The following is a 24,133-nucleotide window of genomic DNA, read 5'->3' as shown; positions in this document are numbered from 1 at the left end:
GCAAGGAGAGGTGACACATGACACGATCGAAAAATCCGGATGCAGCGGGGGCATTCAACGTCGGACGGATCATCACCAGTGACGCCTGCGTATCTGAAGGAGCAGCTTGGCTGGCCGATCACGACGCGCGATTTGCCGCCGCGATTGACCTCTGCGGACCGCTGCCCCTGCGCCGCAAACCCGAGGGCTTTGCCGAACTGCTCAGCGCGATTGTCAGCCAGCAGGTGAGCGTCGCCTCTGCCAATGCGATCTGGGGCCGCATGGTTGAGGCAGGGCTGGACACCGCCACTGCCGTTGCCGCCGCTAGCGAGGATGATCTGCGCGGTGTCGGTCTCAGCCGTCAGAAAATCCGCTACGCCCACGCCCTGGCTGCGGCCGGCATTGATTTCGACGCCCTACGCCAGTTGCCGGATTCCGAGGTGATTGAGACCCTGACGCAAGTTTCGGGCATCGGCACTTGGACCGCGGAAATCTATGCGATGTTCTCGCTTGGGCGGGCCGATGTTTTTGCCCATGGTGATCTGGCGTTGCAGGAGGGTGCGCGGATCCTGCTCGACCTGCCAGAGCGGCCCAAACCCGCCGCGATGCGCCGCATCGCCGAGGCATGGTCGCCGTGGCGGTCGGTTGCGGCGCGCGTGCTCTGGGCCTATTACCGGGTGGCAAAGGACAGGGAAGGGATCCGATGACACGAGTTTTATCAGCCGAGCGCAGAGCGCCCTTGTCGGGGCAGACCCGATCCGTGGTGGTGTTTCTGCATGGCTATGGGGCCAATGGCGCCGACCTGCTGGGGCTGGCTGACCCCTTGGGCGAACACCTGCCGGATACATTGTTTGTGGCGCCCGATGCGCCGGAGCGTTGTTCAGGCACGCCCTTTGGCTTCCAATGGTTTCCGATCCCCTGGATCGACGGCTCCTCCGAAGAGGAATCCATGCGGGGCATGATGGCCTCCATCGAGGATCTGAACGCGTTTCTGGATGCGTTGATGGTGGATGAAGATGTGCTGCCCGAGCAAGTGGTGCTGTTTGGATTCTCCCAAGGCACGATGATGAGCCTGCATGTCGCACCCCGCCGTGAAGATGCGGTGGCGGGGATCGTCGCCTTCTCCGGGCGGCTGCTCTCGCCGGAGACGCTAAAGGATGAGGTGGTCTCAAAAATGCCGGTGCTGCTGGTGCATGGCGATGCTGACGATGTGGTGCCGCCGCAATCACTGCCCGAAGCCGCAGAAGCGCTGGGGGAGGCCGGGTTTCAGGATGTCTTCGCCCATATCATGAAGGGCACAGGCCACGGCATTGCCCCCGACGGTCTGAGCGTGGCGCTTGCCTTCATGCGCGACAAGCTGAGCCTGTGACACCACTGCGACCGGTTCCGGTTGCAGCAGGATCAGAAAACAACACCAGCCGCGCAGCTTAACGCTTGCGCGGCTTTCTTGGTTTCCGCAGTTTTAAGCCTGCATCCGGCTCCGGTCGAGCGGGCTTTGACGCGGCGGCCTTGCGCCGGGCAATGGCCTGCCGGTTTGGCGCGGGTTTGGGTTTTGGTGGACCGGGAATAGTTGGCGCCTCCAGATCCTCCCAAGTGCCGGGGGACAAGCCGTCCAGCGTCCAGATCCCAATCGCCGCCCGGATGAGGCGCAGGGTCGGGTGGCCGACAGCGGCTGTCATCCGCCGCACCTGGCGGTTGCGGCCTTCGCGGATGGTGAGCGCGATCCAGCTGTCAGGCACGGACTTTCGCACCCGGATCGGTGGATTGCGTGCCCAGATCCCTTCCGGTTCCTCAATCAACGCGGCTTTGGCTGGGCGGGTCATCCCGTCTTTCAGCTCAACGCCGCTGGCCAGCGCCTGAATGGCGGCGGCATCCGGTGTGCCCTCTACCTGTACCCAATAGGTTTTCGGCATCTTATGCTGCGGGTCCGAAATCCACGCCTGCAAACGCCCATGATCGGTCAGCAGCATCAGCCCCTCGCTGTCACGGTCCAACCGCCCCGCAGGGTAAACCCCCGGCAGATCAATCCAGTCGCTGAGCGTCGCACGCGGACTGCTGTCGCTGCCACGATCGGTGAACTGGGGCAGGACATCATAGGGTTTGTTGAAGCGGATCAATCTGGTCATCAGCCTGCAATAGGCAGCGCTTTGCTGAGTGGCAAGGGTGACGAGCGCCTCCAGCGTGGTTTGGCCGGGTGCAGATCAGCGTCTGGCCGTCATGCTGCTGTCATGGAAGCATCCTAGTGATCGATCAGAAAGCTGGTCCGAGGCCGTGTCAGAATCATTGATAATGGGGGCTTGCCAGTTGCAAGCCACGATATATAGTTAATTCAAAGCAGGGGCGGGTTCCCCGCTCTGATGTCGGAACACAGGCAGACAGGGCGGTAGAGCCGTTGCAGAACATGCAGATACACCAGCAACAGATTTCAGATGGGTGTACAGCCGTCGCCCATGGTGAGCCTGTGAGCTGCTGCAACAAGGGGATGCGTCCGCTGATCGGTCTGCGAATACCCGTCTGGCCGCATCGAAGCCCTCTGTCGGTTCGCCCGCAGTATGCTGAGATTCATATGACTGATCCAAAGACAAGCGCGTGGGCTCCACGCGCTTTTGTTTTTTCTGAAACCACCGCTGTGTCGGCCCGTGCGCGGGGGCAGGGTGGTGGTCGATGGCCGGGACCTTGGCGCAGGTCCAGGCCATTGAAACGAGGAGGTGCAGTATGACCGTCGCCGTTGGCAATCTCAGAACCTTGATTCTGAACGCAGATATGCAGCCGCTCAGTTGGGCACCGCTGTCTGTCTGCAATTGGCAGGATGCCTTTGTCGCCGTTCATCAGGAGCGTGTGATCCAGGTCAAAACCTACGAAGATGTCGAGGTGCATTCTGCCTCGCAATCCTTCGAAGTCCCTTCTGTTGTCGCCCTAAAACGCTATCGCAAGCGTAAGAAAGTCGCCTTTACCCGCTATAACGTCTTCCTGCGCGATGAGTTCTGCTGCCAGTATTGCGGCAAGCGGTTTGCCGCCAAAGATCTGACATTTGACCATGTCATCCCCCGCAGCAAAGGCGGCGCATCTTCCTGGACCAATATCGTGGCCTGTTGCAGTGCCGATAACCTGCGCAAAGGCAATCTGAAGCCACAGCAGGTCGGGCTGAAACTGCGCCGCAAACCCTTTGCCCCCAGTCCGCATGAGCTGGACGCCATTGCCCGGCGCCTGCCGCGTCCCAAACCAGAGCTGCACCAGACCTGGATGGACTTTCTCTATTGGGACAGCGAATTGGACAGCTGAGAAACCACAACAGATTTATCCATAAAAAAAGCCCCGATTAGCAAAGCTGTCGGGGCTTTTGGTTGTCTATATCCCGAAATCTCAGCCCTTGGCGCGTTGCACCATGCCAAAGAGATCGCGCGGATCGTCAGGGTCGGCCAGCATATCCAACTCAAGGAAGAAATCCGTATCCTTGATCCGGTCGCGGATGTAGCGCAGGGCCGAGAAATCCTCGATCGCAAAACCGACGCTGTCGAACAGGGTGATCTGCTTGTCATCGCGGCGACCGGGTTTCTGGCCCAGGATCACCTGCCACAGCTCGGTGACTTCAAAATCCTCAGGCATCTGTTGGATCTCGCCTTCGATCCGGGTCTGGGGCGGGAATTCCACAAACACGTCAGAGCGGGACAGGATGCCCGGTGCAAGCTCCGTTTTGCCGGGGCAATCTCCGCCGATGGCGTTGATGTGGACACCGCTTCCGACCATGTTGTCGGTCAGGATCGTGGCATATTGCTTGTCGGCGGTGCAGGTGGTCAGGATCTGCGCGCCCTCGATGGCCTCTTCCGGCGTCTTGCAGGCCACAACGTCCAGCCCGCTGGTCTTCAGGTTCGCCGCGCATTTCGCGGTTGCAGCCGGATCAACATCATAAAGCCGCACGGATTTCAGCCCGCAGATCGCCTGCATCGCCAGTGACTGGAATTCTGACTGGGCGCCATTGCCGATCATCGCCATCGTCGTCGCCCCTTTGGGGGCCAGATGCTTTGCCACCATAGCCGAGGTCGCAGCGGTGCGTAATGCGGTCAGGATCGTCATCTCGGTCAGCAGCACCGGATAGCCGGTATAGACATCCGCCAAGAGGCCAAAGGCAGTGACTGTCTGCAGCCCCTCAGAGGTGTTTTTCGGGTGGCCGTTTACATATTTGAAGCCATACGCCTCGCCGTCGGAGGTTGGCATCAACTCAATCACGCCCACATCGGAGTGGCTGGCCACGCGCGGCGTTTTGTCAAACAGCTCCCAGCGTTTAAAATCTTCTTCGATATAGGTGGCCAGATCTTTCATCACGGTGTCAATTCCAACATGATGAATGAGGCGCATCATATTGTCGACGCTGACAAAAGGCACAAGTGCCTTGTCCGAGGGTTGGGTCATGACTGGGTCCTTTCACGGGGGCTGAGGTGGATGGCTGCCAGCATGCAGCGCACCGACCCGCCAGCGGTTTCAATAGTGGGAATGGTGAGCGGCAGCAGGGTCGCACTGCGCTCAATTATGGCAATTTGGTCCGCGCGCAGCACCTCTGCCGCACGCGAGGACAGCGCCAGCAAGCGGCTGTGCCCGGTCAGCTCCAGCGCATTGCCCGCAAATCCGGCGATCTGTTCGGGCGTAAGATCAATCACCCGGCGTCCGGTTTCCTCCAGCCGCGCGGCAACTTCGGCCCGACGCGTTGGATCGGTGATCATATCAAGGCAGATCAGCGCATAATCCGTGCCGATGCCCATCAGAACATTGGTGTGATAGACATCACGCCCCTGCGCGTCCCGCGCTTCAAACACCATCGGTTCAAAGTTGAAATGGGTGCAGAAGCGTTCCAGCAGCACCGGATCGGCACGGTTGGATTTCACGGTATAGGCGATGCGTCCGATATGATCGAGCACCATGGCGCCGGTACCTTCGAGCGCCAGCCCGTCCTGTTCCAGCCCGGAATAGTCGATCACATCCTGAACGCGGTAGTCCCGCTTCAGCAGTTCGATCACATCCCAACGGCGTTCCTTGCGCCGGTTGGCCGCATACATCGGGTAGACCGCAACATGGCCGCCGGCATGGGTCGAAAACCAGTTGTTGGGGAAGACGCTGTCCGGGGTCTCTGTGCTTATGTCGTCAAACACATGCACGTTCACACCTGCGCCGCGCAGCGCTGCAACAGCTGCGTCGAATTCAGCCAATGCCTGGGCCGAGGTGACATCGGCAGTCTCACGCGCAAGGGTCTGAAACGCATTATCGTCGCGCGTCTCCGGATTGGAGCAGAAATGATGCGGTCGGATCATCACCACCGCACCGGGGGCCTGAAGCTGGCTCATTGATAGCTCCGTGTCGGGCGGTCAAAGACGCGGCGACCAAGGGCCGAAGCGCAGAGATCCACCATCAGATGCGCGGTACGACCGCGCTCATCCAGAAACGGGTTCAGCTCCACCAGATCCAGCGAGGTCATCAGGCCGGAATCATGCAGCATTTCGCAAACCAGATGACCCTCGCGTACTGTGGCGCCGCCGGGCACGGTGGTGCCGACTGCGGGGGCTACAGACGGATCCAGAAAATCAACATCGAGCGAGACATGCAGCATTCCGTTGGCATCTTTGACCCGCTGGAGAAAGGCAGAGAGCGGACCGGCAATTCCATTTTCGTCGATGTCACGCATGTCATGACGGTGAATATCGCTGGCCTCAAGCGCGAGGCGTTCCGGGGTATCCACGGAACGCAGGCCAATCATGCAGACGTTTTCTTGCGGGACCGGATTGGCAACCTCGGGAAAGCCTGCAAAATCAGGGCGCCCGGTGAAATAGCCCACTGGCGTCCCGTGTAGATTGCCGCTGTCAGAGGTTGCAGGCGTATGGAAATCGGTATGCGCATCAAGCCACAGCACGAATTGCGGGCGGCCTTCCTTGGCCGCGTGGTTGGCCACGCCAACAACCGATCCCAAGGACAGCGAATGGTCGCCACCAAGGAAGATCGGCAGGCCATCTTTCATCGCCTCTTCGGCGGCGCGGATCAGGCGATTGGTCCAGCCGATCGTTTCATTGCGGGCAAAGACCAGACCGTCGTTGGTATCGGGTTCATGGGTGGCAGGACGCAGATTGCCCTGATCGATCACCTTGTGACCCAGACTTTCAATTGCGCGCCCCAGACCGGCGGTGCGATAGGCATCCGGCCCCATCAGGCATCCGGCGCGTCGCTTGCCGCTGTCCACCGGGGCGCCGATCAGAATACAGGTCTTGGATGTCACGCGCATATCTCCTCTGCGAACTGTAGATACTCTTAGAAACCTCCGATTTGAGGTGGATTCCAGCGATCAAATCGCCCATATAGTAGGGCAAATAATCAAGTCGGAGGTTAAATTGGACAAAACGGATGAGCGCCTGATTGCTGCGCTACGTCATAATGCACGCGCATCCCTGTCGGATCTGGCGTTGCAGCTGAACCTGTCGCGGACCACCGTCCGGGCCCGGATCGAACGGTTGCAGACCAAAGGTGATATCCTTGGGTTTTCTGTTGTACTGAAAGAGGATGTCCTACGCGATCCGGTGCGCGGGCTGATGATGATCGGCATTGAAGGCCGTGGTACCAGCCGGATCACCCGGCAGCTTCAGGGGCTGCCAGAGGTGCGGGCGATCCACACGACAAACGGGCGCTGGGATCTGATTATTGAGCTGGGCACCGAAACGCTCGAAACCCTGGATGCCGCCCTTGCCAAGATCCGCACATTCGAAGGGGTGGTCAGCAGCGAAACCAACCTCCTGCTTGCCACAAAAAAGGACAGCTAATTCGGGCAACGCCAGGCCGATCGATTGTGGCGCCCAGCATCTGTGTTCCTGTCAGATCCGGTTCTTGCGCATGTGGTTGGCTGCAGCGACCCAAAGTACGGCCAGAAAAAGCGAGGCAATCGCATTCCAGCTGGCCATTGAGAGGCTGAACAGCTCCCATGGTACATCGTCGCAGCGCACCAGAGGTGCCGACATGATTTGCTGCATCAGATCCTCGCCGCTGAGGTTGCCAATCGGGCCGGAGGTGCAGGAATTCGGACCTTCCCACCAGCCACGCTCAACACCGCTGTGATAAGCACCGATACCCGCTGTGGCCAGCGCAGCCAGCGCGCCGAGATAGGGCAGGATCACCATTGGCACCATCAGGGCCAGCACCCCAATCAAAATCGCGGCGCCATGCGGGTAACGCTGCCAGATGCACAGCTTACACGGCGGCATCTCGCCCAGATACTGGAACCCGAAGGCCCCCAGCAGAAGCGCAGCTGAGCCAGCGGTGGCAATCAGAATGAGAAATCGGCTCATGTTTACAAGACCTTTAGTGCGAAAAACCCGCCAAACAACAACACGACAAAGATCGTGAAGACAAGGCCCAGATGCCGTTCAATAAAGTCGCGGATGGGCGCGCCGAATTGCCACAGAAGCCCCGCAACGATGAAAAACCTCATAGCACGCGCCAGAATGGAGGTCGCAACAAAGGTTGCGATGGGCATTCCGGTCCAGCCTGACATTATTGTGATCACTTTATAGGGGAAGGGTGTGATGCCCGCGATCAGCACGGCCCAAAACCCAAAATCATTGAAGCGCTGATTGAATTCCGCCATCGCATCCGCCTTGCCCATGGCAGCAAGCACCGGTTGACCGATGCTGTCGTAAAAAAACGCACCGATCGCGTAGCCCAGCAATCCCCCCGCGACCGAAGCCACCAGCGCCACCAATGCGATCAGCCAAGCCCGAGAGGGGCGGGCGAGGATCATCGGGATCATCAACACATCTGGCGGGATCGGAAAAACCGAGCTTTCAACAAAGGCCACACCCGCGAGGCACCACAGCGCCTTGGGATGATCGGCCAGAGCCATAGTTCGGTCATACAGCGCGCGCAACATCCTCGGGGCTCTCCTTGGCAATCCGATGAGAGCGGTGCCACGTGGGGGCGGGCGGGTCAACCACCATGGCCTCATGAGGCGCCCAAACGTCGTTCAGACTTCAGGTGCATTTTTCACCACTTCGGGCGCGATTTGCCTATGGACCTCCGCGACCGCCTTGGGTAGGAACAGGACAGAGGCCCAAGTGGCGGAATGGTAGACGCAGGGGATTCAAAATCCCCCGCCTTTGCGGGCGTGCCGGTTCGAGTCCGGCCTTGGGTACCAAGGGTTTCAAGGGGCTGTGCGATTGCGTCGCGCGGCCCCTTCTTCTTTTCGACATCCTCGGAAGCAGAACCCAAGCCCGGCAACTGCCTCGCCGCCGGGCAACTTCGCCGGCGGCGAGGGCGAACACTTTCGCTGTAATCGCGCAGGGATGAGAGCAAGCGCTACAACTGCAGATGTCTGAGTCTCCTTCCGATGCGCATGGCTGGAGCCCGGCCGCGTCACATCTGCATGCGTATCTCTCACAGTCAGAAGACCGCGCATTCGCGGAAACGTCAGTATCTGGGCGAGAATGGGCGCGTTTCGCGGGCGGGCCATGGGCTCGCTGCGATGGCGTCTTTCAGGGCGTGGTAGATCTTCGGGTCGATGGCTGTGCCCTGCATGTCGTCCATAACTGCAAATGCCTTCTCCAGCGGCAATGCCGAACGATAGGGACGATCCGCAGTCATCGCGTCAAAAATATCAGCGACGGTGAGGATGCGCATTTCAACTGTCAGATCCGCCGCTCCGAGGCCGTGCGGATAGCCGGTCCCATCCAGCCGTTCGTGATGCGCCGCCACCACTTCTGCGACATCTTCGAAAACCGAAATCCGTCGCAATATGTCATGACCCAGAACTGGGTGCAGTTTCACCTGCTCCATATCCTGATCGTTCAGACGGCCGGGTTTATCCAGAATCGCGTTGGACACGCCTAACTTACCCAGATCATGCAGAAGCCCGGCACGGACCATCCAGCGCCGATGAGGCAGGTCAAAACCGAGCGCCTCACAGATCATATCTGTGTAATGTGCGACCCGTTCGGAATGGCCATATGTGAAAGGACTTTTGGCATCGATCACCTTTGAAAAGGCGTAAGAAACCTCATCCAGATAGTCGTCATCGACGGGCATGCTCACCCGTGCTGCGCGATCAGAGAACACGCTGGTCTCCAGCCTGTTGCTGGTTAGCCTGTCGTAAAATCCGGGCGCGCGGATCACGCGGGTAAAGATGGGCACCAGCTCCGGATCGAACCAGCTGCCTGCGCGGGTTTCCAGTTCATCCGCCGCGGCGCCGGAGCCGAGCTGTAGCGTGAACACATCCGTGACCTGCGCCATAAGCGCGATACGGGAGAACAGCGGAATCTCCTTTTGGCTGGTTCCGGCCGGATGGCCGCCACCATTCCAATGCTCGTCCAGACCGGCAATCCCATTGGCAACCTGTTCCGAGAAGCGCATCAGCCGGGCGATTTCTGCGCCCCTGTCACAGCGGGTCTGGATCAGTTCAGTGGCCAGACTGCCACTGCGGCCAATCACGCCAGTGACGGTTTTCAGCCGCTTCAGACGGCCGTCCCCCTGACCGGTGTGGCGCAGCACGAAATCCAGCTTTTGCCGGGTCGTGCCATCGACAAATTTGAAGTTGCGCTTAAAGGTGAGATCATCGGTTCGGTAGAGCGCGCAGATCCGGGCGGCGTTGGAGCTGCATCCCAGATCCTTGAGCAGAAGCGTAAAGTACAGATCCGCGCGCTCCTGCTGCGACAGATGCAGGTAATCTGCCACCTGCATGCCAATCCAACAGCAGCGGACGCAATGCCCCTCTGGCTGACCTTCGGTGAGATCTAGCGCATGGCTGAGTGCACCCAGCAGTTCGCCCAGCTGGATGGTCTGGCCACCGACCCGCGAATAGGTCACATCGTGCAGCACGCCAGTGGAGGCGGCCGCAAAACCGGGGGCCGGATCCGATCCGGGCAGCGAATACGGGGTCGGAGTGGCCACCATGGCGCGCATCCTTGTTCAAACGCGCGCCTAGCCTACTATAGCAGCCTTAATCTCAGGTTACTGCGGCGATCATCCGCCCTGTAGGCATCGGCATCAGGTCAGGCGACACGATTTGCCGAGGCCTCAAGCAGCGTTTGGGTATAGGGATGCTGTGTCCTGCCCGCACGCATCGCCTCAATGCTGAGCACCTCAACGATCTTGCCATGCTGCATCACTGCTGCTTGGTCGCACATATGCGCCACCACCGCGAGATCATGGGAAACCATCACAAAGGTCAGCCCATGTTCGGCACGCAAATCACTGAGAAGGTTCAGAATTTCTGCCTGAACAGAAACATCCAGCGCTGAGGTCGGCTCATCCAGCAGCAAGATATCCGGTTGTGGTGCCAAGGCGCGGGCAATGGCGACGCGCTGGCGTTGTCCTCCCGACAGCTGATGCGGATAGCGAAAGCGGAAGGCCGGGCCGAGACCCACGTCTTTTAGCAATTGATCGACCCGATCGTCGATATCGCGAAACCCGTGCAGGTGCAGCGTCTCCGACAACACCTGATCCACCGACTGGCGCGGATGGAGCGAGGCATAGGGATCCTGAAACACCATCTGAACGGTCTTATAGAACTCCCGGTCGCGGGTGGGGCCAAGTCGGGTGCCTTCGACCGAGATTTCACCGTTCCATTGCGGCGCAAGTCCGGTGATGGCTTTCAGAATAGTGGATTTTCCCGATCCGCTCTCCCCGACAAGGCCAAAGCTGGCACCTGTCTCAACGCGGAGAGAGGCCGCTTTGACGGCATGGACCAGCGCGCCGCGGTCGCCAAAATAGACGTTCAGATTGTTGATTTCCAAGGCGGTTGTCATCACCGTCCCTCCACGCTGGGGGCATCTCGCCAGGCGGGATCACGTTGCAGGACCTCCAGCCGTGGACGCGGTGCGTCAAATCGGGGCAGGCTGCCCAACAATCCCTTGGTATAGGGGTGCTGGGCCTCATGCAGGCGATTGGCGTCGCAGACCTCGACGATGCGACCCGCATACATGATCAGCACGCGGTCGCAGAATTGCGAGACAAGGTTCAGATCGTGGCTGATAAAGATCAGCCCCATGCCGCGTTCCTTCACCAGCCGATCCATGATCGACAGCACCTGCCCCTGTACCGAGACATCCAGCGCCGAGGTCGGCTCATCCGCGATCAGAATTTCGGGGCTGGGGATCAGCATCATAGCGATCATGATCCGCTGGCCCATACCGCCCGACATCTCATGCGGGTAGGCGGTCATCACCCGTTCCGGGTCGCGGATCGACACGGCCTCCAGCATTTCCAGTGCTTTGGCATAGGCCTCGGCCTTGGTGGATTTGCTGTGCAGGCGGTGCGCTTCGATCAGCTGATTGCCAATGGTCATCACCGGGTTGAGCGAGAATTTCGGATCCTGCATCACCATGGAGATCTGCTCGCCGCGCACATTGCGCATCTCGCGCTCTGATTTGGCCAGAAGATTTTCACCATGCAGATTGATGTGATCGGCCTCAACAATGCCAGGATGACGGATCAAGCGAAGGATGGCACGACCGGTCATGGATTTTCCCGACCCGCTTTCGCCAACAATCCCAAGCCGCTCACGCCCAAGCGAGAACGACACGCCGCGCACGGCATCAAAGATACCGTTGCGGGTGGGAAAGCGCACCCAGAGGTTTTCTACATCCAATAGCGTGCTCATGAGGCGCTGTCCTTCGGGTCCAATACATCACGCAGGCCATCGCCCAGCAGGTTGAAAGCCAGCGAGACCGCAAAGATGGCGAGACCGGGCATGGTGGCAACCCACCAGTGATCCAGAATAAACCGGCGCCCTTCGGAAATCATCGCACCCCATTCCGGGCTGGGCGGCTGTGCCCCCAGACCCAGGAAGCCGAGGCCAGCCGCGGCCAGAATGATGCCGGCCATATCCAGTGTCACCCGCACAATCAGCGAAGACACGCACAGTGGCCAGATATGCTTGATAATGATCCGCAGCGGACCTGCGCCTTGCAGTCGGATCGCGCTGATATAGTCTGAGGACCGGATCGTCAGCGTCTCTGCCCGCGCCATCCGCGCATAGGGCGGCCAAGCGGTAAGAGAGATCGCCAGCACGGCGTTTTCAATCCCGGCGCCAAGGGCGGCCACAAAGGCCAGCGCCAGAACCAGCCTTGGAAAGGCGAGGAAGATATCAGTGATCCGCATCAGGATGATATCGGCCCAGCCACCGACATAGCCCGAGACCGTCCCCACGAGAAGCCCCGCAATCGGCGCAATCATTGCAACCAATGCGACGATATAAAGCGTGATGCGGGCACCGTGGATCAAGCGGCTGAGGATGTCACGACCAAGGGAATCCGTGCCCAGAATATGCCCCTCACTGCCAAGCGGTTGCAGCCGGTTGGCGAGGTTCTGCACATAAGGGTCATGCGGTGCGATCACCGGTGCCAGTAGCGCGATGGAAATCAGCAGGATCAGAATGCCAAGGCCAACCATGGCCATATGGTTCTGCCGCAACGAAAGCCAGCCCTGATAGAGCGCGGCCAGCCGCGCCTGACGACGTGATGTCGGCGTATCAGTCAGCAGCCACGCGCGCAGGCCCTGCTTTGGGGCCGGGGTTTGCGAAGACATGCTCATTTCGACCTCGGATCAAAAACTTTGTAGAGAAGGTCGGAGAAGATGTTGAGGCAGATGAACACCAACCCAACAACAACGGTGCCGCCCAGAACTGCGTTCATGTCAGCGGACAAAAGTGCGGTGGTGATATAGCTGCCAATTCCCGGCCAGGAAAAAATGATCTCGGTCAGAACCGATCCCTCAAGCAGATTGGCATAGCTGAGCGCGATCACGGTGATCAGCTGCACGCGGATATTGCGAAATGCATGCGTCCAGACCACGGCCCATTCGCTCATACCCTTAACGCGGGCGGTGGTGACATATTCCGCCGAAAGCTGCTCAAGCATGAAGGACCGCGTCATGCGGCTGATATAGGCAAGGCTGTAGTACCCCAGCAGCGCGGCAGGCAGCACGATATGTGAGAACGCATCGCGAAACGCGCCCCAGTCGCCGGCAATCAGCGAGTCCAGCAGGATCATCCCGGTGACTGACGGGATCATATCCTCATAGAATATCCCCTGACGGCCCGGCCCACCGACCCAGCCCAGGATACCGTAAAACAGCAATAGCCCCATCAGGCCGAGCCAGAAAATGGGCATGGAATATCCGACCAGCGCAATCACACGGGCAATCTGGTCAATCCAGCTCCCCCGGCGCACAGCGGCGATGACGCCCAGTGGCACGCCAAGGATACAGCCGAAGAAAATGCCAATGGTGGCCAGCTCAAACGTCGCCGGGAACACACGGGCAATATCGGTGGACACATCGCGTGCTGTCAGCAATGAGGTGCCGAAATCGCCCCGCAGGACATCGGTGACATAATAGAAAAATTGCACCGCCAGCGACCGGTCGAGGCCCAGCTCTCGATAGGCGGCGTTATACTGCTCCTCCGTGGCGCGTTCGCCGACGATGGCCAGCACCGGATCAATGGGCATCACCCGACCGATCAGGAAGGTCACAAATAAGAGGCCCAGCATTGTGACCGCGATGGACGACAGCGTCACCAGTGTGCCGCGCGCCCAAGGGGGGAGAGGCAGCCAAGGCCGCCGCTCCGTTTCTGTTGCGAAATTCGCCATTTTACTTGGTCACGTCCCAGTACGCGGCCGAGGTAATGGCCCCGCCGAGGCTCAGCCCTTCGACATTGTCGGCCATGCCAGCCTGTTCGATCAGCTGGAACATGACGGCAAAGGGAGCAGTGTCGCGGAACTGCGCCTGGATCTCGTGGTACATTTCCGCGCGCTTCTCGGTGTCGCCTTCGACCACAGCAGCCGCAACCTTTTCAGTCAGCCCGCCAGTGTCCCAACCATTGCGCCAGGCCAGAAGACCGGTTGCATTGGCTTCGTCCGAATTGTCAGGATTATAGGCAAAGGTGCCTGCGTTGGTATGCGGATCGGGATAGTCCGGGCCCCATGCGCCCAGATAGATATCCAACTCGCGTGCGCGGTATTTGCCCAGGATCTGCTTGCCCGTGCCAACCTCAAGGTTGAGCGTGATTCCCGCCTGCGCGAACGTGTTCTGCAGCGACTGTGCAATTTCCAGACGCTCTTGTGCCTCGCGCACACCGACGGTCAGCTCCAGATTTTCGACACCGGCCTCAGCCAACAATGCCTTGGCCTTTTCGACATCGAAGGAGAATGGGTTTTCATCCACCGCGCCGAGATACGTCTTGGGCAAGAAGTTCTGATGGCCGACATACCAGTTCTTGAGGAAGCTGTTTTCCATGCCGTCATAGTCGATCAGATATTTCAGCGCCTGACGGACCTGAGGTTTGGACAGCTCCGGATGTTTCTGATTGAAGGAGACATACATCAGGCGGCCCCGCATTTCGCGCAGCACCTCGACACCGTCCACACCCTCCAGACCGTCCACATCCGACGGTGTCAGGTCGCGGGCCACGTCAATGTCGCCACGTTCCAGCATCAGACGCTGGGTGGCGCTTTCCTGAACGTGGCGCACGATAACGCGCTTCATTGCTGCCTCGCCGCCGTAATAAGACGGGCTGGCGCTCAGGGTGACGCTTTCCTTCGGCTTCCAGCTGGCAAGACTGTAAGGGCCGGAACCTGCAGAATTGGTGGTCAACCACTTGTTGCCCATATCGCCGTCGACTTCATTGGCCATGACCAATTCCTTGTCAACGATCGCGCCAATCGTGGCGGTCAGGCAGTTCAGGACAAAGGATGTCGCATAGCGCTTGTCCGTTGTGATCGACAGCGTATTGCCGTCGACCTTGATGGTGTCATCGACGTTTTCGGGCGTAAAGCCAAACTGCGTAATGATGAAGGACGGCGTCTTGTTCAGAAGAACCGCGCGCTTCAGCGAGAACGCCGCATCCTCAGCGCGGACCGGGTTGCCGGACTGGAAGGTCACGCCGTCGCGCATGGTGAAGGTGATGGTGCGGCCATCCTCAGAGACGGTCCAGCTTTCGGCCAGATCCGGCTGGTAGCCTGCGTCCAGATCGGACGGGTCAAAGTTGACCAGTTTGCCATAGATATTGCGGATCACATCTGCGCCTGCAAACTCAAAACTCTGCGCCGGATCCAGTGTGGTGATATCATCAATACGGTTGGCAATGACCAGCATATTGGCCGGTGTTTCTGCCATCGTGGCCATCGGGGTGAGGCCAATCGCCAGCCCCAGCGCGGCGGTGCCAAGAAGGGTTTGAATGGTTTTCATTTTTAACTCCCTATCGTGTTTTTAATCTTGGAATATCGCGCTGTTGTCAGCGTCTTGTTGTTGTTTGGGTCTAAAACGGGCGCGATTACGGGCCTGCGTTCTTGGCTGGGTATTGCCAGGTGGCATCAAGGACCCGCAACCAATTGTCGTGGCACAGTTTCTTCATCAAAGAACCGTTGATTCCGTGCTGGCGCAAGGCGGCACGAAGGGCCGGGAGGCCCGCCACGGTTTCGATGTCCTGTGGCACTGTGGCGCCATCAAAATCCGAGCCGAACCCAACACGATCCTCTCCCAGATGGGTAACCAAGTGGTCGATATGGCGCAGCACGCGATCAAGCGGTGTATCAGCATCCATGCGGCCATCTTCCCGCAGGAAGGCCACGGCAAAGTTGAGACCAACCATCCCATCGCTATCACGGATGGCGTGCAGCTGGCGATCGGTCAGGTTGCGGCTGTGGGGCGTCAAAGCATGAGCGTTGGAATGTGTGGCCACCAGCGGCGCGCCACTCAGCTCCGCAACATCCCAGAACCCGGCCTCATTCAGGTGGGACAGGTCGATCATCACCCCCAGCTGATTGCAGCGCTGCACCAGCCGTTTGCCATCAGCCGTCAGACCTGGCCCGGTATCGGGTGACCCTGGAAAGCGGAACGGCACACCATGGCCAAACCGGGTCGGGCGGCTCCAGACCGGGCCGAGAGAGCGTAAGCCCGCCTGATAGAGCACCTCAAGCATATGGAAATCCGGGTCAATTGCCTCAGCCCCCTCCATATGCAGAACCGCCGCCATCACGCCATTTGCGAGACAATTGCGAATATCATTCGTGCTACGACAGATTTTCAGCGCGCCATCGCGTTCCAGCTGAAACAGGATTGCCGCTTGTGACAGGGCCACGGGGGCGGCTTCGGACCAGCTGATTTCTTGGGACAAGGGCAGGTCATAGCTGTCCGACGACATCTTGTCGTGCATATCGATGTTGACAACATCAGGCACATAGATGGCAAAGAAGCCGCCGCTAAAGCCGCCGTGGCGCGCTTTGGTAAGGTCAATTTGCCGCCCGCCATCACCCTGAAACCCGTCTTTGCCGGGAGAAACATCGCGATTGTGCAATTGCAGCAAAAGATCGTTGTGGCCGTCGAAAATCAGAGGATCAGTCATTTTACTTCCTAATTCCCTGATATGAGGTCGTATCTTTTGCGCTAACGCAAGGGAATTTACGCTGGTTTTAAAGATAAGTCAGAGCAACGCCCAAAAAGTAGCGTCTGACCAGCGGGATGCAGGAAGGGGCGGGTCGCCCTGTCCGAGGATCGCTCGACCGGGCCGGGAAGATGTTCGATTAACGCGCGAATGCGAGTCGGGACTTCAATCCCGTTTCAAGCCATAGCTCGCAAACGCCGCCAGCGCCTCGTCCATCTGCGTCGGGCTAAGCAGCCTTGGCGTGCCAATGCTGCGCGCGCGAATATAAGTTGCCGCCAAATGCTCCAGCTCGGCCATCCGCCACATGGCGCGCGCCAGTGTGTCGCCTGTGCAGATGGCGCCATGGTTCGCCATCAGGCACCCCTCGCGGTCCGCCATTGCCGCAACCACATGGGCTGATAATTCGGTCGTGCCGAACAGCGCATATTCTGCCAGCGGCACGTCATGCCCGCCAAATGCTGCAACCATATAGTGGCAGGCCGGGATGGGCATGTGGTTCACAGCGAGGGCACAGCAGTTCACCGGGTGGGCATGGACGACGGCCATCGCCTCTGGCTTGTCTGCGAGCAGTGCCTGATGAAATTGCCACTCAGAAGAGGGGGCAGGCTGCCCCTCATTTGGATCTGGGCTGCCGACCACGGGCATCCGGACAATCATGTCCGGGGTCATCGCCTCGTAGGGGATGCCGGATGGGGTGATCAGCATCTCCCCCCCGGCGATCCGCAGCGAGATATTGCCTGAGGTGCCCTGATTGATGCCACTCCGGTTCATCTCCAGGCAGGCATCAATGATCGACTGGCGCAGTGTGTCGCTGTCATCCGGGGCGGGTTTTGTCATCGCACGGTCACCCCGCCTTGCGAATGAGATCGGGGAAAAGCGCCGCCAGCCCCTCGGCAGAGGCGTCGCAGATGCCACGTTCAGTGATCAGCCCGGTCACCAGTCGGTTAGGTGTTACATCAAAGGCGGGGTTGCCGCAGGCGGTGCCTTCGGGGGTGACGCGCGCGAGGCCCATGTCACCACTATCAAGCACGCCTTGGACATGGCTCACCTCGCGGCTGTCGCGGTCCTCGATCGGGATTTCAGCAACGCCATCAGTCACTGTCCAGTCGATGGTGGGAGAGGGCAGGGCAACGTAGAAGGGCACCCCGTTGTCATGCGCGGCCAGCGCTTTCAGGTAGGTCCCGATCTTGTTGCAGACATCGCCCTGACGGGTGGTGCGATCAGTGCCGGTGATCACCAGATCAACCTGCCCGTGCTGCATCAGATGGCCCCCGGCATTGTCCGTGATGTAGCTGTGGCTAATACCATGGCTGCCCAGTTCCCAGGCGGTCAGCGCACCCTGATTGCGCGGGCGGGTCTCATCGACCCAGACGTGGATGGGGATACCGGCATCATGCGCCTGATACATCGGGCTGGTGGCCGTGCCCCAGTCAACAGTGGCGATCCAGCCGGCATTGCAATGGGTCAGCAGGCGCACTGGCTCACCTGCAGGTTTCTTGGCCGCGATATCACGGATCAGCGTCAGCCCGTAGGTTCCGATGCGTCGGTTGATTTCGACATCCTCATCGGCGATGGCATGGGCAAGCTTCAGCGCCGCCTTGGCGCGGTCTTCCTCAGGCAGAGGGATCAGCGTCTCCATGCATCGGTTCAGCGCCCAGCGCAGGTTGATCGCGGTGGGGCGGGTGGCATTGAGCTGTTCCCAGGCGGCCTTCAATGCGTTGTCGGACGGATCCAGATCCGCTGCCAGCGCCATACCATAGGCGGCCGTGGCTCCGATCAGCGGCGCACCACGCACCCGCATCTCGACAATCGCGGTGGCAAACTCGTCCAATGTAGCAACGGGCTGGATGCGAAATTCATGCGGCAACCAGCGTTGATCAATGATCATCAGGACCGATTGATCCTCATCCCACCAGAGCGAACGATAATGCGTGCCGTTGATTTTCACGTGGGGTCCTCCGTTGATGGCGAGCCCAGCGCCGCCGTTGGATGTTGTCCTAGCGCATTGGCGATAAAGTGCAATCATCTTGCACGCCTAGCCGCCGCGTAGTCTCTGCATCAGATATATTTCATTCTCAGGGGCGAGCGGTTCATCCAAACTGGCTGCGATGATGCGGCCATCCACAGCGACGGATACGCCTGCGTCCAAGGCCGGGGTGAGCGCGGGGTAGGTGGACTTCAAAGCAGCAATCATCGTGCCAGTGGTACTGGCCTCAACCTCTACCGCCTCTTGGCCGTCGGCAAAACGCCGCAATCCAGACCAAAGGTGAACGGTCAGGCGCAGCATCCCCGCGCCCTGACCTGTTGTGATGTGCTCAGACGCCATTTGCCGGGCCTCAGCCGTTGTTGGCGCGTTGCTGATCCAGGGCTGCCAGAATACGCGGTGGTGACATCGGCAGCGCATGCAGCCGCACACCCGCCGCCGCAGAAACCGCATTGGCGATGGCAGCGAGAGGCGGGCAGATTGATGTCTCGCCGACACCGCGCACGCCAAAGGGATGGCCGGGGTTTGGCACCTCGACAATCACCGTGTCGATCATCGGCAAGTCAGAGGCGACGGGGATCCGGTAGTCGAGGAAGACCGCATTCTGCAACCGACCATCCTCCCCGTAAATATATTCCTCATTGAGCGCCCAGCCGATACCCTGTGCGGCACCACCCTGAAACTGCCCTTCAACATAGGTGGGATGGATCGCCTTGCCCGCGTCCTGAATGACTGTATAGCGCGTCACGGCGGTTTTGCCGGTTTCCGGGTCAACTTCGGCATCGACGATATGCGTGGCAAAGGAAACACCGGCCCCTTCGGGGGTGGCTTCAAAATGGCCTGAGATAGGTCCACCGGTCTGGCCCATGTCGCGGGTGATTTCCGCCAGTGGCAGCGGGTCAAAATTGCCCGCATTCGGACCAGAGGGTACGGCGTGGCCATCCTCCCATTTGACAGCATCCTCAGGAATGCCCCATTTGGCCGCCGCGCGTTTGCTGAGTTTGGTCACGGCATCCTCTGCCGCCTTGATCGTGGCCAGGCCACTGGCATAGGTCACCCTGCTACCGTGGGAGACATCATTGTATCCCAGCGTCGCAGTATCGGCGATGGTGACACGGATGCTCTCATAGGGAATGCCCAGAACCTCTGCCGCCATCAGCGCCATGGAGGCACGAGACCCGCCGATATCGGGCGTTCCAACAGAGATCTGGCAGGTGCCATCCTCTGAAAGCGACAGCGAAACGGAGGTTTCGCCACCATGGTTGAACCAAAAGCCGCAGGAGATCCCGCGCCCCTGACCGGGATTCAGCGGGGCACTGTAGTGCGGATGCGCTTTGGCGGCCTCCAGCGTTTCGACCAGACCAATGCGTTCGAACTTTGGCCCATAGGAGGCTCTGGTCCCCTCCCGGGCGGCGTTCTTCAATCGGACATCAACAGGGTCGAGATCCAGTTTGCGGCAGAGCTCGTCAATCACAGATTCCACCGCATAGGCCGCCATCGGCGAGCCGGGCGCCCGGTAGGCGGCCTGTTTGGGCCGATTGCTCATGATATCATAACCGACCTGCTGAACATGTTGCAGATCATAGGGCGCAAAGGCACACATGGCGGTCATATCCGCAGGCGCACCCGGAAAGGCACCGCCCTGCAGGCGGAAGGTGCCCTGTGCAGCTGTGATGATGCCATCCGCTGTCATACCGATCTTGATATCCATGGAGGTCGAGGCCGTGGGACCGGTCGCGCGGAACACTTCCGGGCGACTCATCACCAATTTCACCGGGCGATTGGCCTTGCGCGACAGGGCAAGGGCGACAGGTTCGATGAACACCGTGGTCTTGCCGCCAAAGCCGCCGCCGATTTCCGAGGCGGTCACGCGCAGCTGCGATGTCTCAATCCCCAACAGCGCCGCGCAGTTCTTCTGTACATACCAGTGGCCTTGCGTACAGCACCATAGCTCACCTTTGCCGTCCTGGCCCAGCTGGGCCAGACAGGCGTGCGGTTCAATATAGCCCTGATGCGTGGCCTCTGTGACGAAATGCTCCTCCACCACCAGATCGGCCTTGGCAAAACCCGCCTCGACATCGCCATGGCCGCTTTCGTGATAGCGCACCACGTTTGGGTGCATCCCGTCGGGCACGGAATAATCGGCAGCGCCTTCGCGGATCACCGGCGCATCCTGCGCCATCGCCTTATCGACATCGGTCACATGGGGCAGCACCTCATACTCAACCTCGATCAGCTTTAGCGCGTCACGTGCGGCAAGGGCAGAGGTGGCAGCGACGGCGGCAATGGCATGGCCATCATAGAGCGCGGTATCGCCTGCCATCACGTTTTCCAGCACGTTCCACTGTTCGCCTTCCAGCCCCGGCGCGGGCTTGATCGCGTCGGAGAAATCGGCACGTGTCACGATCGCCTTCACATCGGCCAGCGCTTCGGCCTTGCTGGTGTCGATATGTTTGATCCGGGCATGGGCATGGGGGCTGCGCAGGATGGCCCCGAAGAGCATGCCCGGTGCCGTGGCATCGGCACCAAAGCGCGCCTTGCCCGTGACCTTGTCCAGACCATCAGGTCGGTTGGGGCGGGTTCCCACTTGGGTGAAGTCGGTTTTTCGTTGATCCAGAGCCATTATGACGCCTCCCGCATCTCTGCTGCCGCGTCCATCACGGCGCGAATGATCTTGTCGTAACCGGTACAGCGGCAGAGGTTACCCGCCAGCCAGTAGCGGACTTCAGTTTCGGTCGGATCCGGGTTCTTTTCCAACAGCGCCTTTGCCGCGACAAGAATACCCGGCGTGCAGATCCCGCATTGCAGCGCGGCATGGTCGATGAACTTCTGTTGCAGCGGATGCAGTGTTTCACCGGGCGCGATGCCTTCGACCGTGGCAATCTCCTGACCTTCGGCCTCAACCCCAAGGACGAGACAGGAACAGACCAACCGACCGTTCAAGGTGACCGAGCAGGCACCGCAGTCACCTGTGCCGCAGCCCTCCTTGGCACCGGTGAGATTCAAACGGTCACGCAGCACATCCAGCAGGGTTTCGCGCGGATCGCAGAGATAGTCGACCGCATCACCATTGATGGTGGCTGAGACGTGGATTTTCGAGCTCATACTGTGTCTCCCTTGGCACGGGTATAGGCGATTTCGGCAGCGCGGCGCGCCATCACACCGGCGACCTGAGTGCGAAAGGCAATGGTGCCGCGTTTGTCGGTGATCGGTGCGCAGGCATCGGAGGCGGCGGTGGCCAAGCGCTCCAGCGCAGCGGTATCCAAGGTGGCGCCAACTAGCGCATCAGCACAGGCCTGCACCCGCAACACAGTGGGGGCGACAGCCCCCAGTGCAACACGCGCCTCCGCAATGGTGTCCCCCTCCAGCCGCAACCAGACACCGCAGCCAACGACTGCGATATCCATTTCGGTCCTCGGAATGAACCGCAGATAGGCATCCCCCTGACCCGGTTGAGCGGCGGGCAGATGCACAGCTGTGATCAACTCGCCGGGGGTGAGCGTGGTCTTTCCGGGGGCGGAGGGAATATCCACGGCAGCGGCGCGGCGATGCCCCTTTGGGCCGGTGATGCTGACAGTTGCGTTGGCGGCCACTAGGGCTGGGACGCTGTCCGCAGCTGGCGAGGCATTGCACAGATTGCCGACAAGTGTCGCGCGGCCTTGCACCTGGGTTGAGCCGATGAGATCCATCGCCTCGACCACACCCGGCCAGGCAGCACACAGGGCAGGTTGCTCGCTCATCTCAGCCCCTGCCACGGCGGCGCCGATGGTCCAGCTGCCATCATCTTCCTGCCGGATCTCCCGAACCCCCTCAATCGACTTGATGTCGATCAGCGTATCCGGGGTCACGATATCGGCCCGCATCTGCACCAGCACATCTGTGCCGCCAGCCAGCACGCGGGTCACACCCTTAGCTGAAGCCGCCAGTTCTGCCGCCTCGGCAAAACTGCTGGGTCGGTGATATTCCATTGGGACTGTCCTTCTGCTGGCCTTGCTGCTGGCGACTGTGGTTGAATCCGGGGGACCCGCGTGGGGACCATAGGTAGGCGTGGCGTTGATCCTATGATCGCTAAATGGTCCCTGAACGTGGCGCGTGCCCGCCGGACCATCTTGCGACCAGATGTGCGCTTGGGCAAGCCGCCATCACGGCTTCGCCGGATCATAGGCGGGAAAATCACCTGTCACGGCCGTTCCATTCACATTCCGAGCGGGCCGTCACCGCTCTCCAAGCAACGGCAGCACACGATACAAATGGGGAGGGTTTTACGCTTTTGCCCCTTGCGGTGCCGGATCCACTCTTTTATGGCGTCGGCGTTTCCGAATTTTTGTGCAAAAAATATCGCCACCAAAGGGGTTTGACTGTCAGAGTTGGCTTGCACTCAGGTGTGACAATCTGCCACAGTGCGCCGAATCCAACGGATGTGGGTACGGGGGAAAACTTCGGGATCAGTGTCAGATACGCAGAAACCCAGTGCCCTTTGGCAATGGGGCGGACCGCAAGCCTTGACTTGGCCGGATGCGCCTGAAACGCTTAAACCTCTGGACCTGCCGGAAATTGTTGCCAGAACGCGCGACAAATCACACCTGGCGTCTACATGTCCCCAAGGGTTCAACGACCCCCAGCCGCACCTCATGCGGCTAACGGTTTCGACGACAAAAAACGTGGGAGAACAACACATATGACCAACACCAAGCTGGCCGTTAGCGCCCTAGTAGCAACTGCCTTTATGGCGCCTGCTGCCATGGCAGAAGAATTCATCACAATTGGTACCGGCGGCGTAACCGGCGTGTACTATCCGACCGGTGGCGCGATCTGCCGTCTGGTCAACAAAACCCGCAAAGAGCACGGCATCCGCTGTTCCGTGGAATCCACTGGCGGCTCTGTCTACAACATCAACACCATCCGCGAAGGCGAGCTGGAATTTGGTGTGGCACAGTCCGACTGGCAGTACCACGCCTACAACGGCACCTCCAAATTTGAAGAGCAGGGCGCCTTTGAAGGTCTGCGCGCGGTGTTCTCCGTGCATCCCGAGCCCTTCACCGTTGTGGCCCGCGCCGATGCCGGCGTGACCAGCTTTGACGACCTCAAAGGCAAGCGCGTCAACATCGGCAACCCTGGTTCCGGCCAGCGTGGCACCATGGAAGTGCTGCTGGAAGCCAAAGGCTGGGGCATGGATGCCTTCGCTCTGGCGACCGAGCTGAAAGCGGCCGAACAATCCGCAGCGCTCTGTGACAACCAGATCGACGCGATGGTCTACACCGTTGGCCACCCTTCGGGTTCCATTCAGGAAGCCACCACCGCCTGTGACTCCGTTCTGGTGACCGTTGATGGCGAAGCCGTTGAAAAGCTGATCGCCGACAACTCCTTCTACCGGACTGCAACCATCCCCGGTGGCATGTACCGTGGCTCTGACGCAGATGTAGGTACGTTCGGTGTGGGCGCAACTTTCGTCACCTCTGATCAGGTCTCCGACGAGGCGGTCTATACCGTAGTGAAAGCGGTCTTCGAAAACTTCGATGACTTCAAAAAACTGCACCCTGCATTCGCCAACCTCAAGCCCGAGGAAATGGCAACCGCAGGCCTTTCCGCGCCGCTGCATCCCGGTGCCGCGAAATACTACAAGGAGCAGGGCTGGGTAGAATAACCCATCTCTGATGATTGCAGCGGGGCGCCAATTGGTGCCCCGTTTTGCCCTTGCCGTGAAGGCTTTGCCCTTTGCCATGAGGCGCTGAAACTCCATCAGGGAGCAGGGCGCGTCGGGGCCAAGG

24 protein-coding genes and 1 tRNA gene are annotated in these 24,133 nt (G+C 59.9%); 6 read left to right on the top strand and 19 right to left on the bottom strand.

Going from position 1 to position 24,133, the window contains the following annotated elements; all coding sequences use genetic code 11:
* Window positions 1-17 precede the first annotated feature (17 nt).
* Complete coding sequence (locus tag J4721_RS05785; RefSeq protein WP_211002261.1) at window positions 18-686, top strand: DNA-3-methyladenine glycosylase; 669 nt, start codon at window positions 18-20, stop codon at window positions 684-686.
* Window positions 683-1,348 carry an alpha/beta hydrolase gene (locus J4721_RS05780; protein ID WP_211002260.1) on the top strand — a complete coding sequence of 222 codons (666 nt, stop codon included), beginning with the start codon at window positions 683-685 and terminating at the stop codon, window positions 1,346-1,348. Before J4721_RS05785 ends, J4721_RS05780 begins: the two co-directional genes overlap by 4 nt.
* A gap of 58 nt (window positions 1,349-1,406) precedes the next feature.
* Here the strand turns inward: J4721_RS05780 and J4721_RS05775 are convergent, their stop codons facing one another.
* Window positions 1,407-2,105 carry a pseudouridine synthase gene (locus J4721_RS05775; protein ID WP_102874215.1) on the bottom strand — a complete coding sequence of 233 codons (699 nt, stop codon included), beginning with the start codon at window positions 2,103-2,105 and terminating at the stop codon, window positions 1,407-1,409.
* 589 nt (window positions 2,106-2,694) lie between these two features.
* On the opposite strand from J4721_RS05775, the gene J4721_RS05770 reads away from it, so the two are divergent.
* A complete protein-coding gene (locus tag J4721_RS05770) occupies window positions 2,695-3,261 on the top strand; it encodes an HNH endonuclease (RefSeq protein ID WP_014874743.1) in 567 nt (188 codons plus the stop codon).
* Window positions 3,262-3,342: 81 nt separating this feature from the next.
* Here J4721_RS05770 and J4721_RS05765 read toward each other — a convergent pair whose 3' ends face one another.
* From J4721_RS05765 to rocF, 3 genes are read right to left on the bottom strand one after another with little or no spacing between them, the layout of a single operon-like run.
* Window positions 3,343-4,389, bottom strand: coding sequence for an ornithine cyclodeaminase (locus J4721_RS05765; protein ID WP_102874216.1), 1,047 nt, complete (start codon window positions 4,387-4,389; stop codon window positions 3,343-3,345).
* Complete coding sequence (gene ctlX, locus J4721_RS05760; protein WP_102883464.1) at window positions 4,386-5,315, bottom strand: citrulline utilization hydrolase CtlX; 930 nt, start codon at window positions 5,313-5,315, stop codon at window positions 4,386-4,388. Before ctlX ends, J4721_RS05765 begins: the two co-directional genes overlap by 4 nt.
* Entirely contained in the window at window positions 5,312-6,238 is a 927-nt protein-coding gene (gene rocF / locus J4721_RS05755) for an arginase (RefSeq protein ID WP_027247280.1), read from the bottom strand. Before rocF ends, ctlX begins: the two co-directional genes overlap by 4 nt.
* A 112-nt stretch (window positions 6,239-6,350) precedes the next feature.
* Between rocF and J4721_RS05750 the strand changes: the two genes are divergently transcribed.
* Window positions 6,351-6,776, top strand: coding sequence for an Lrp/AsnC family transcriptional regulator (locus J4721_RS05750; RefSeq protein ID WP_014874739.1), 426 nt, complete (start codon window positions 6,351-6,353; stop codon window positions 6,774-6,776).
* Window positions 6,777-6,827: 51 nt separating this feature from the next.
* Here the strand turns inward: J4721_RS05750 and J4721_RS05745 are convergent, their stop codons facing one another.
* Both J4721_RS05745 and J4721_RS05740 read right to left on the bottom strand, forming a co-directional pair.
* Window positions 6,828-7,298: a disulfide bond formation protein B gene (locus tag J4721_RS05745; protein ID WP_102874218.1), complete on the bottom strand. Its 471-nt coding sequence runs from the start codon at window positions 7,296-7,298 to the stop codon at window positions 6,828-6,830.
* A gap of 2 nt (window positions 7,299-7,300) precedes the next feature.
* Window positions 7,301-7,879 carry a YqaA family protein gene (locus J4721_RS05740; protein ID WP_211002259.1) on the bottom strand — a complete coding sequence of 193 codons (579 nt, stop codon included), beginning with the start codon at window positions 7,877-7,879 and terminating at the stop codon, window positions 7,301-7,303.
* A 178-nt stretch (window positions 7,880-8,057) separates the two neighbouring features.
* Between J4721_RS05740 and J4721_RS05735 the strand changes: the two genes are divergently transcribed.
* A tRNA-Leu gene (locus J4721_RS05735) sits at window positions 8,058-8,143 on the top strand.
* Between the two features lie 272 nt (window positions 8,144-8,415).
* Here J4721_RS05735 and J4721_RS05730 read toward each other — a convergent pair.
* The 13 genes from J4721_RS05730 to J4721_RS05670 form a co-directional block, all read right to left on the bottom strand.
* On the bottom strand, window positions 8,416-9,894 hold the full coding sequence (locus tag J4721_RS05730) for an HD-GYP domain-containing protein (RefSeq protein WP_102884322.1): 1,479 nt from the start codon (window positions 9,892-9,894) through the stop codon (window positions 8,416-8,418).
* Between the two features lie 98 nt (window positions 9,895-9,992).
* Window positions 9,993-10,748, bottom strand: coding sequence for an ABC transporter ATP-binding protein (locus tag J4721_RS05725; RefSeq protein ID WP_102874219.1), 756 nt, complete (start codon window positions 10,746-10,748; stop codon window positions 9,993-9,995).
* On the bottom strand, window positions 10,748-11,602 hold the full coding sequence (locus J4721_RS05720; protein WP_211002258.1) for an ABC transporter ATP-binding protein: 855 nt from the start codon (window positions 11,600-11,602) through the stop codon (window positions 10,748-10,750). Before J4721_RS05720 ends, J4721_RS05725 begins: the two co-directional genes overlap by 1 nt.
* Entirely contained in the window at window positions 11,599-12,534 is a 936-nt protein-coding gene (gene nikC, locus J4721_RS05715) for a nickel transporter permease (protein WP_014880044.1), read from the bottom strand. Before nikC ends, J4721_RS05720 begins: the two co-directional genes overlap by 4 nt.
* Window positions 12,531-13,589: an ABC transporter permease gene (locus J4721_RS05710; RefSeq protein ID WP_014874732.1), complete on the bottom strand. Its 1,059-nt coding sequence runs from the start codon at window positions 13,587-13,589 to the stop codon at window positions 12,531-12,533. The genes nikC and J4721_RS05710 overlap by 4 nt, the downstream gene beginning before the upstream one ends.
* Before the next feature lies 1 nt (window position 13,590).
* Window positions 13,591-15,186: an ABC transporter substrate-binding protein gene (locus J4721_RS05705; RefSeq protein ID WP_102915036.1), complete on the bottom strand. Its 1,596-nt coding sequence runs from the start codon at window positions 15,184-15,186 to the stop codon at window positions 13,591-13,593.
* Between the two features lie 85 nt (window positions 15,187-15,271).
* Window positions 15,272-16,342, bottom strand: a complete 1,071-nt coding sequence (locus J4721_RS05700) for a dipeptidase (RefSeq protein ID WP_014874730.1) — start codon at window positions 16,340-16,342, stop codon at window positions 15,272-15,274.
* Between the two features lie 204 nt (window positions 16,343-16,546).
* A complete protein-coding gene (locus tag J4721_RS05695) occupies window positions 16,547-17,218 on the bottom strand; it encodes a class II aldolase/adducin family protein (RefSeq protein ID WP_014874729.1) in 672 nt (223 codons plus the stop codon).
* 7 nt (window positions 17,219-17,225) lie between these two features.
* Window positions 17,226-18,329, bottom strand: coding sequence for an S-methyl-5-thioribose-1-phosphate isomerase (mtnA, locus tag J4721_RS05690; protein ID WP_102874225.1), 1,104 nt, complete (start codon window positions 18,327-18,329; stop codon window positions 17,226-17,228).
* A gap of 87 nt (window positions 18,330-18,416) precedes the next feature.
* Window positions 18,417-18,707: a MoaD/ThiS family protein gene (locus tag J4721_RS05685; protein WP_102874226.1), complete on the bottom strand. Its 291-nt coding sequence runs from the start codon at window positions 18,705-18,707 to the stop codon at window positions 18,417-18,419.
* Between the two features lie 10 nt (window positions 18,708-18,717).
* Entirely contained in the window at window positions 18,718-20,988 is a 2,271-nt protein-coding gene (locus tag J4721_RS05680; RefSeq protein ID WP_102874227.1) for a xanthine dehydrogenase family protein molybdopterin-binding subunit, read from the bottom strand.
* A complete protein-coding gene (locus tag J4721_RS05675) occupies window positions 20,988-21,470 on the bottom strand; it encodes a (2Fe-2S)-binding protein (protein WP_061049532.1) in 483 nt (160 codons plus the stop codon). The genes J4721_RS05680 and J4721_RS05675 overlap by 1 nt, the downstream gene beginning before the upstream one ends.
* Window positions 21,467-22,333, bottom strand: a complete 867-nt coding sequence (locus tag J4721_RS05670; RefSeq protein WP_102874228.1) for a xanthine dehydrogenase family protein subunit M — start codon at window positions 22,331-22,333, stop codon at window positions 21,467-21,469. The genes J4721_RS05675 and J4721_RS05670 overlap by 4 nt, the downstream gene beginning before the upstream one ends.
* Window positions 22,334-23,043: 710 nt before the next feature.
* On the opposite strand from J4721_RS05670, the gene J4721_RS05665 reads away from it, so the two are divergent.
* The gene (locus J4721_RS05665) at window positions 23,044-24,009 is read left to right on the top strand and encodes a TAXI family TRAP transporter solute-binding subunit (protein ID WP_014874723.1); all 966 of its coding nucleotides are present in this window, start codon (window positions 23,044-23,046) and stop codon (window positions 24,007-24,009) included.
* Window positions 24,010-24,133 lie beyond the last annotated feature (124 nt).

The organism is Phaeobacter sp. HS011, from assembly GCF_018101215.1.
Classification (GTDB): domain Bacteria; phylum Pseudomonadota; class Alphaproteobacteria; order Rhodobacterales; family Rhodobacteraceae; genus Phaeobacter; species Phaeobacter inhibens.
This window is presented reverse-complemented; position numbering and strand designations above follow the sequence as displayed.

Excerpts from the sequence above, each read along its gene's own strand:
- J4721_RS05765 (WP_102874216.1), bottom strand. The coding sequence starts at position 4,389 with ATGACCCAACCCTCGGACAAGGCACTTGTGCCTTTTGTCAGCGTCGAC.
- J4721_RS05730 (WP_102884322.1), bottom strand. The coding sequence starts at position 9,894 with ATGGTGGCCACTCCGACCCCGTATTCGCTGCCCGGATCGGATCCGGCC.
- J4721_RS05705 (WP_102915036.1), bottom strand. The coding sequence starts at position 15,186 with ATGAAAACCATTCAAACCCTTCTTGGCACCGCCGCGCTGGGGCTGGCG.
- J4721_RS05720 (WP_211002258.1), bottom strand. The coding sequence starts at position 11,602 with ATGAGCACGCTATTGGATGTAGAAAACCTCTGGGTGCGCTTTCCCACC.
- J4721_RS05675 (WP_061049532.1), bottom strand. The coding sequence starts at position 21,470 with ATGAGCTCGAAAATCCACGTCTCAGCCACCATCAATGGTGATGCGGTC.
- J4721_RS05665 (WP_014874723.1), top strand. The coding sequence starts at position 23,044 with ATGACCAACACCAAGCTGGCCGTTAGCGCCCTAGTAGCAACTGCCTTT.
- J4721_RS05725 (WP_102874219.1), bottom strand. The coding sequence starts at position 10,748 with ATGACAACCGCCTTGGAAATCAACAATCTGAACGTCTATTTTGGCGAC.
- J4721_RS05680 (WP_102874227.1), bottom strand. The coding sequence starts at position 20,988 with ATGGCTCTGGATCAACGAAAAACCGACTTCACCCAAGTGGGAACCCGC.
- ctlX (WP_102883464.1), bottom strand. The coding sequence starts at position 5,315 with ATGAGCCAGCTTCAGGCCCCCGGTGCGGTGGTGATGATCCGACCGCAT.
- J4721_RS05780 (WP_211002260.1), top strand. The coding sequence starts at position 683 with ATGACACGAGTTTTATCAGCCGAGCGCAGAGCGCCCTTGTCGGGGCAG.
- J4721_RS05670 (WP_102874228.1), bottom strand. The coding sequence starts at position 22,333 with ATGGAATATCACCGACCCAGCAGTTTTGCCGAGGCGGCAGAACTGGCG.
- J4721_RS05785 (WP_211002261.1), top strand. The coding sequence starts at position 18 with ATGACACGATCGAAAAATCCGGATGCAGCGGGGGCATTCAACGTCGGA.
- J4721_RS05775 (WP_102874215.1), bottom strand. The coding sequence starts at position 2,105 with ATGACCAGATTGATCCGCTTCAACAAACCCTATGATGTCCTGCCCCAG.
- J4721_RS05685 (WP_102874226.1), bottom strand. The coding sequence starts at position 18,707 with ATGGCGTCTGAGCACATCACAACAGGTCAGGGCGCGGGGATGCTGCGC.
- J4721_RS05745 (WP_102874218.1), bottom strand. The coding sequence starts at position 7,298 with ATGAGCCGATTTCTCATTCTGATTGCCACCGCTGGCTCAGCTGCGCTT.
- J4721_RS05710 (WP_014874732.1), bottom strand. The coding sequence starts at position 13,589 with ATGGCGAATTTCGCAACAGAAACGGAGCGGCGGCCTTGGCTGCCTCTC.
- J4721_RS05700 (WP_014874730.1), bottom strand. The coding sequence starts at position 16,342 with ATGACTGATCCTCTGATTTTCGACGGCCACAACGATCTTTTGCTGCAA.
- nikC (WP_014880044.1), bottom strand. The coding sequence starts at position 12,534 with ATGAGCATGTCTTCGCAAACCCCGGCCCCAAAGCAGGGCCTGCGCGCG.
- J4721_RS05770 (WP_014874743.1), top strand. The coding sequence starts at position 2,695 with ATGACCGTCGCCGTTGGCAATCTCAGAACCTTGATTCTGAACGCAGAT.
- J4721_RS05740 (WP_211002259.1), bottom strand. The coding sequence starts at position 7,879 with ATGTTGCGCGCGCTGTATGACCGAACTATGGCTCTGGCCGATCATCCC.
- J4721_RS05695 (WP_014874729.1), bottom strand. The coding sequence starts at position 17,218 with ATGACAAAACCCGCCCCGGATGACAGCGACACACTGCGCCAGTCGATC.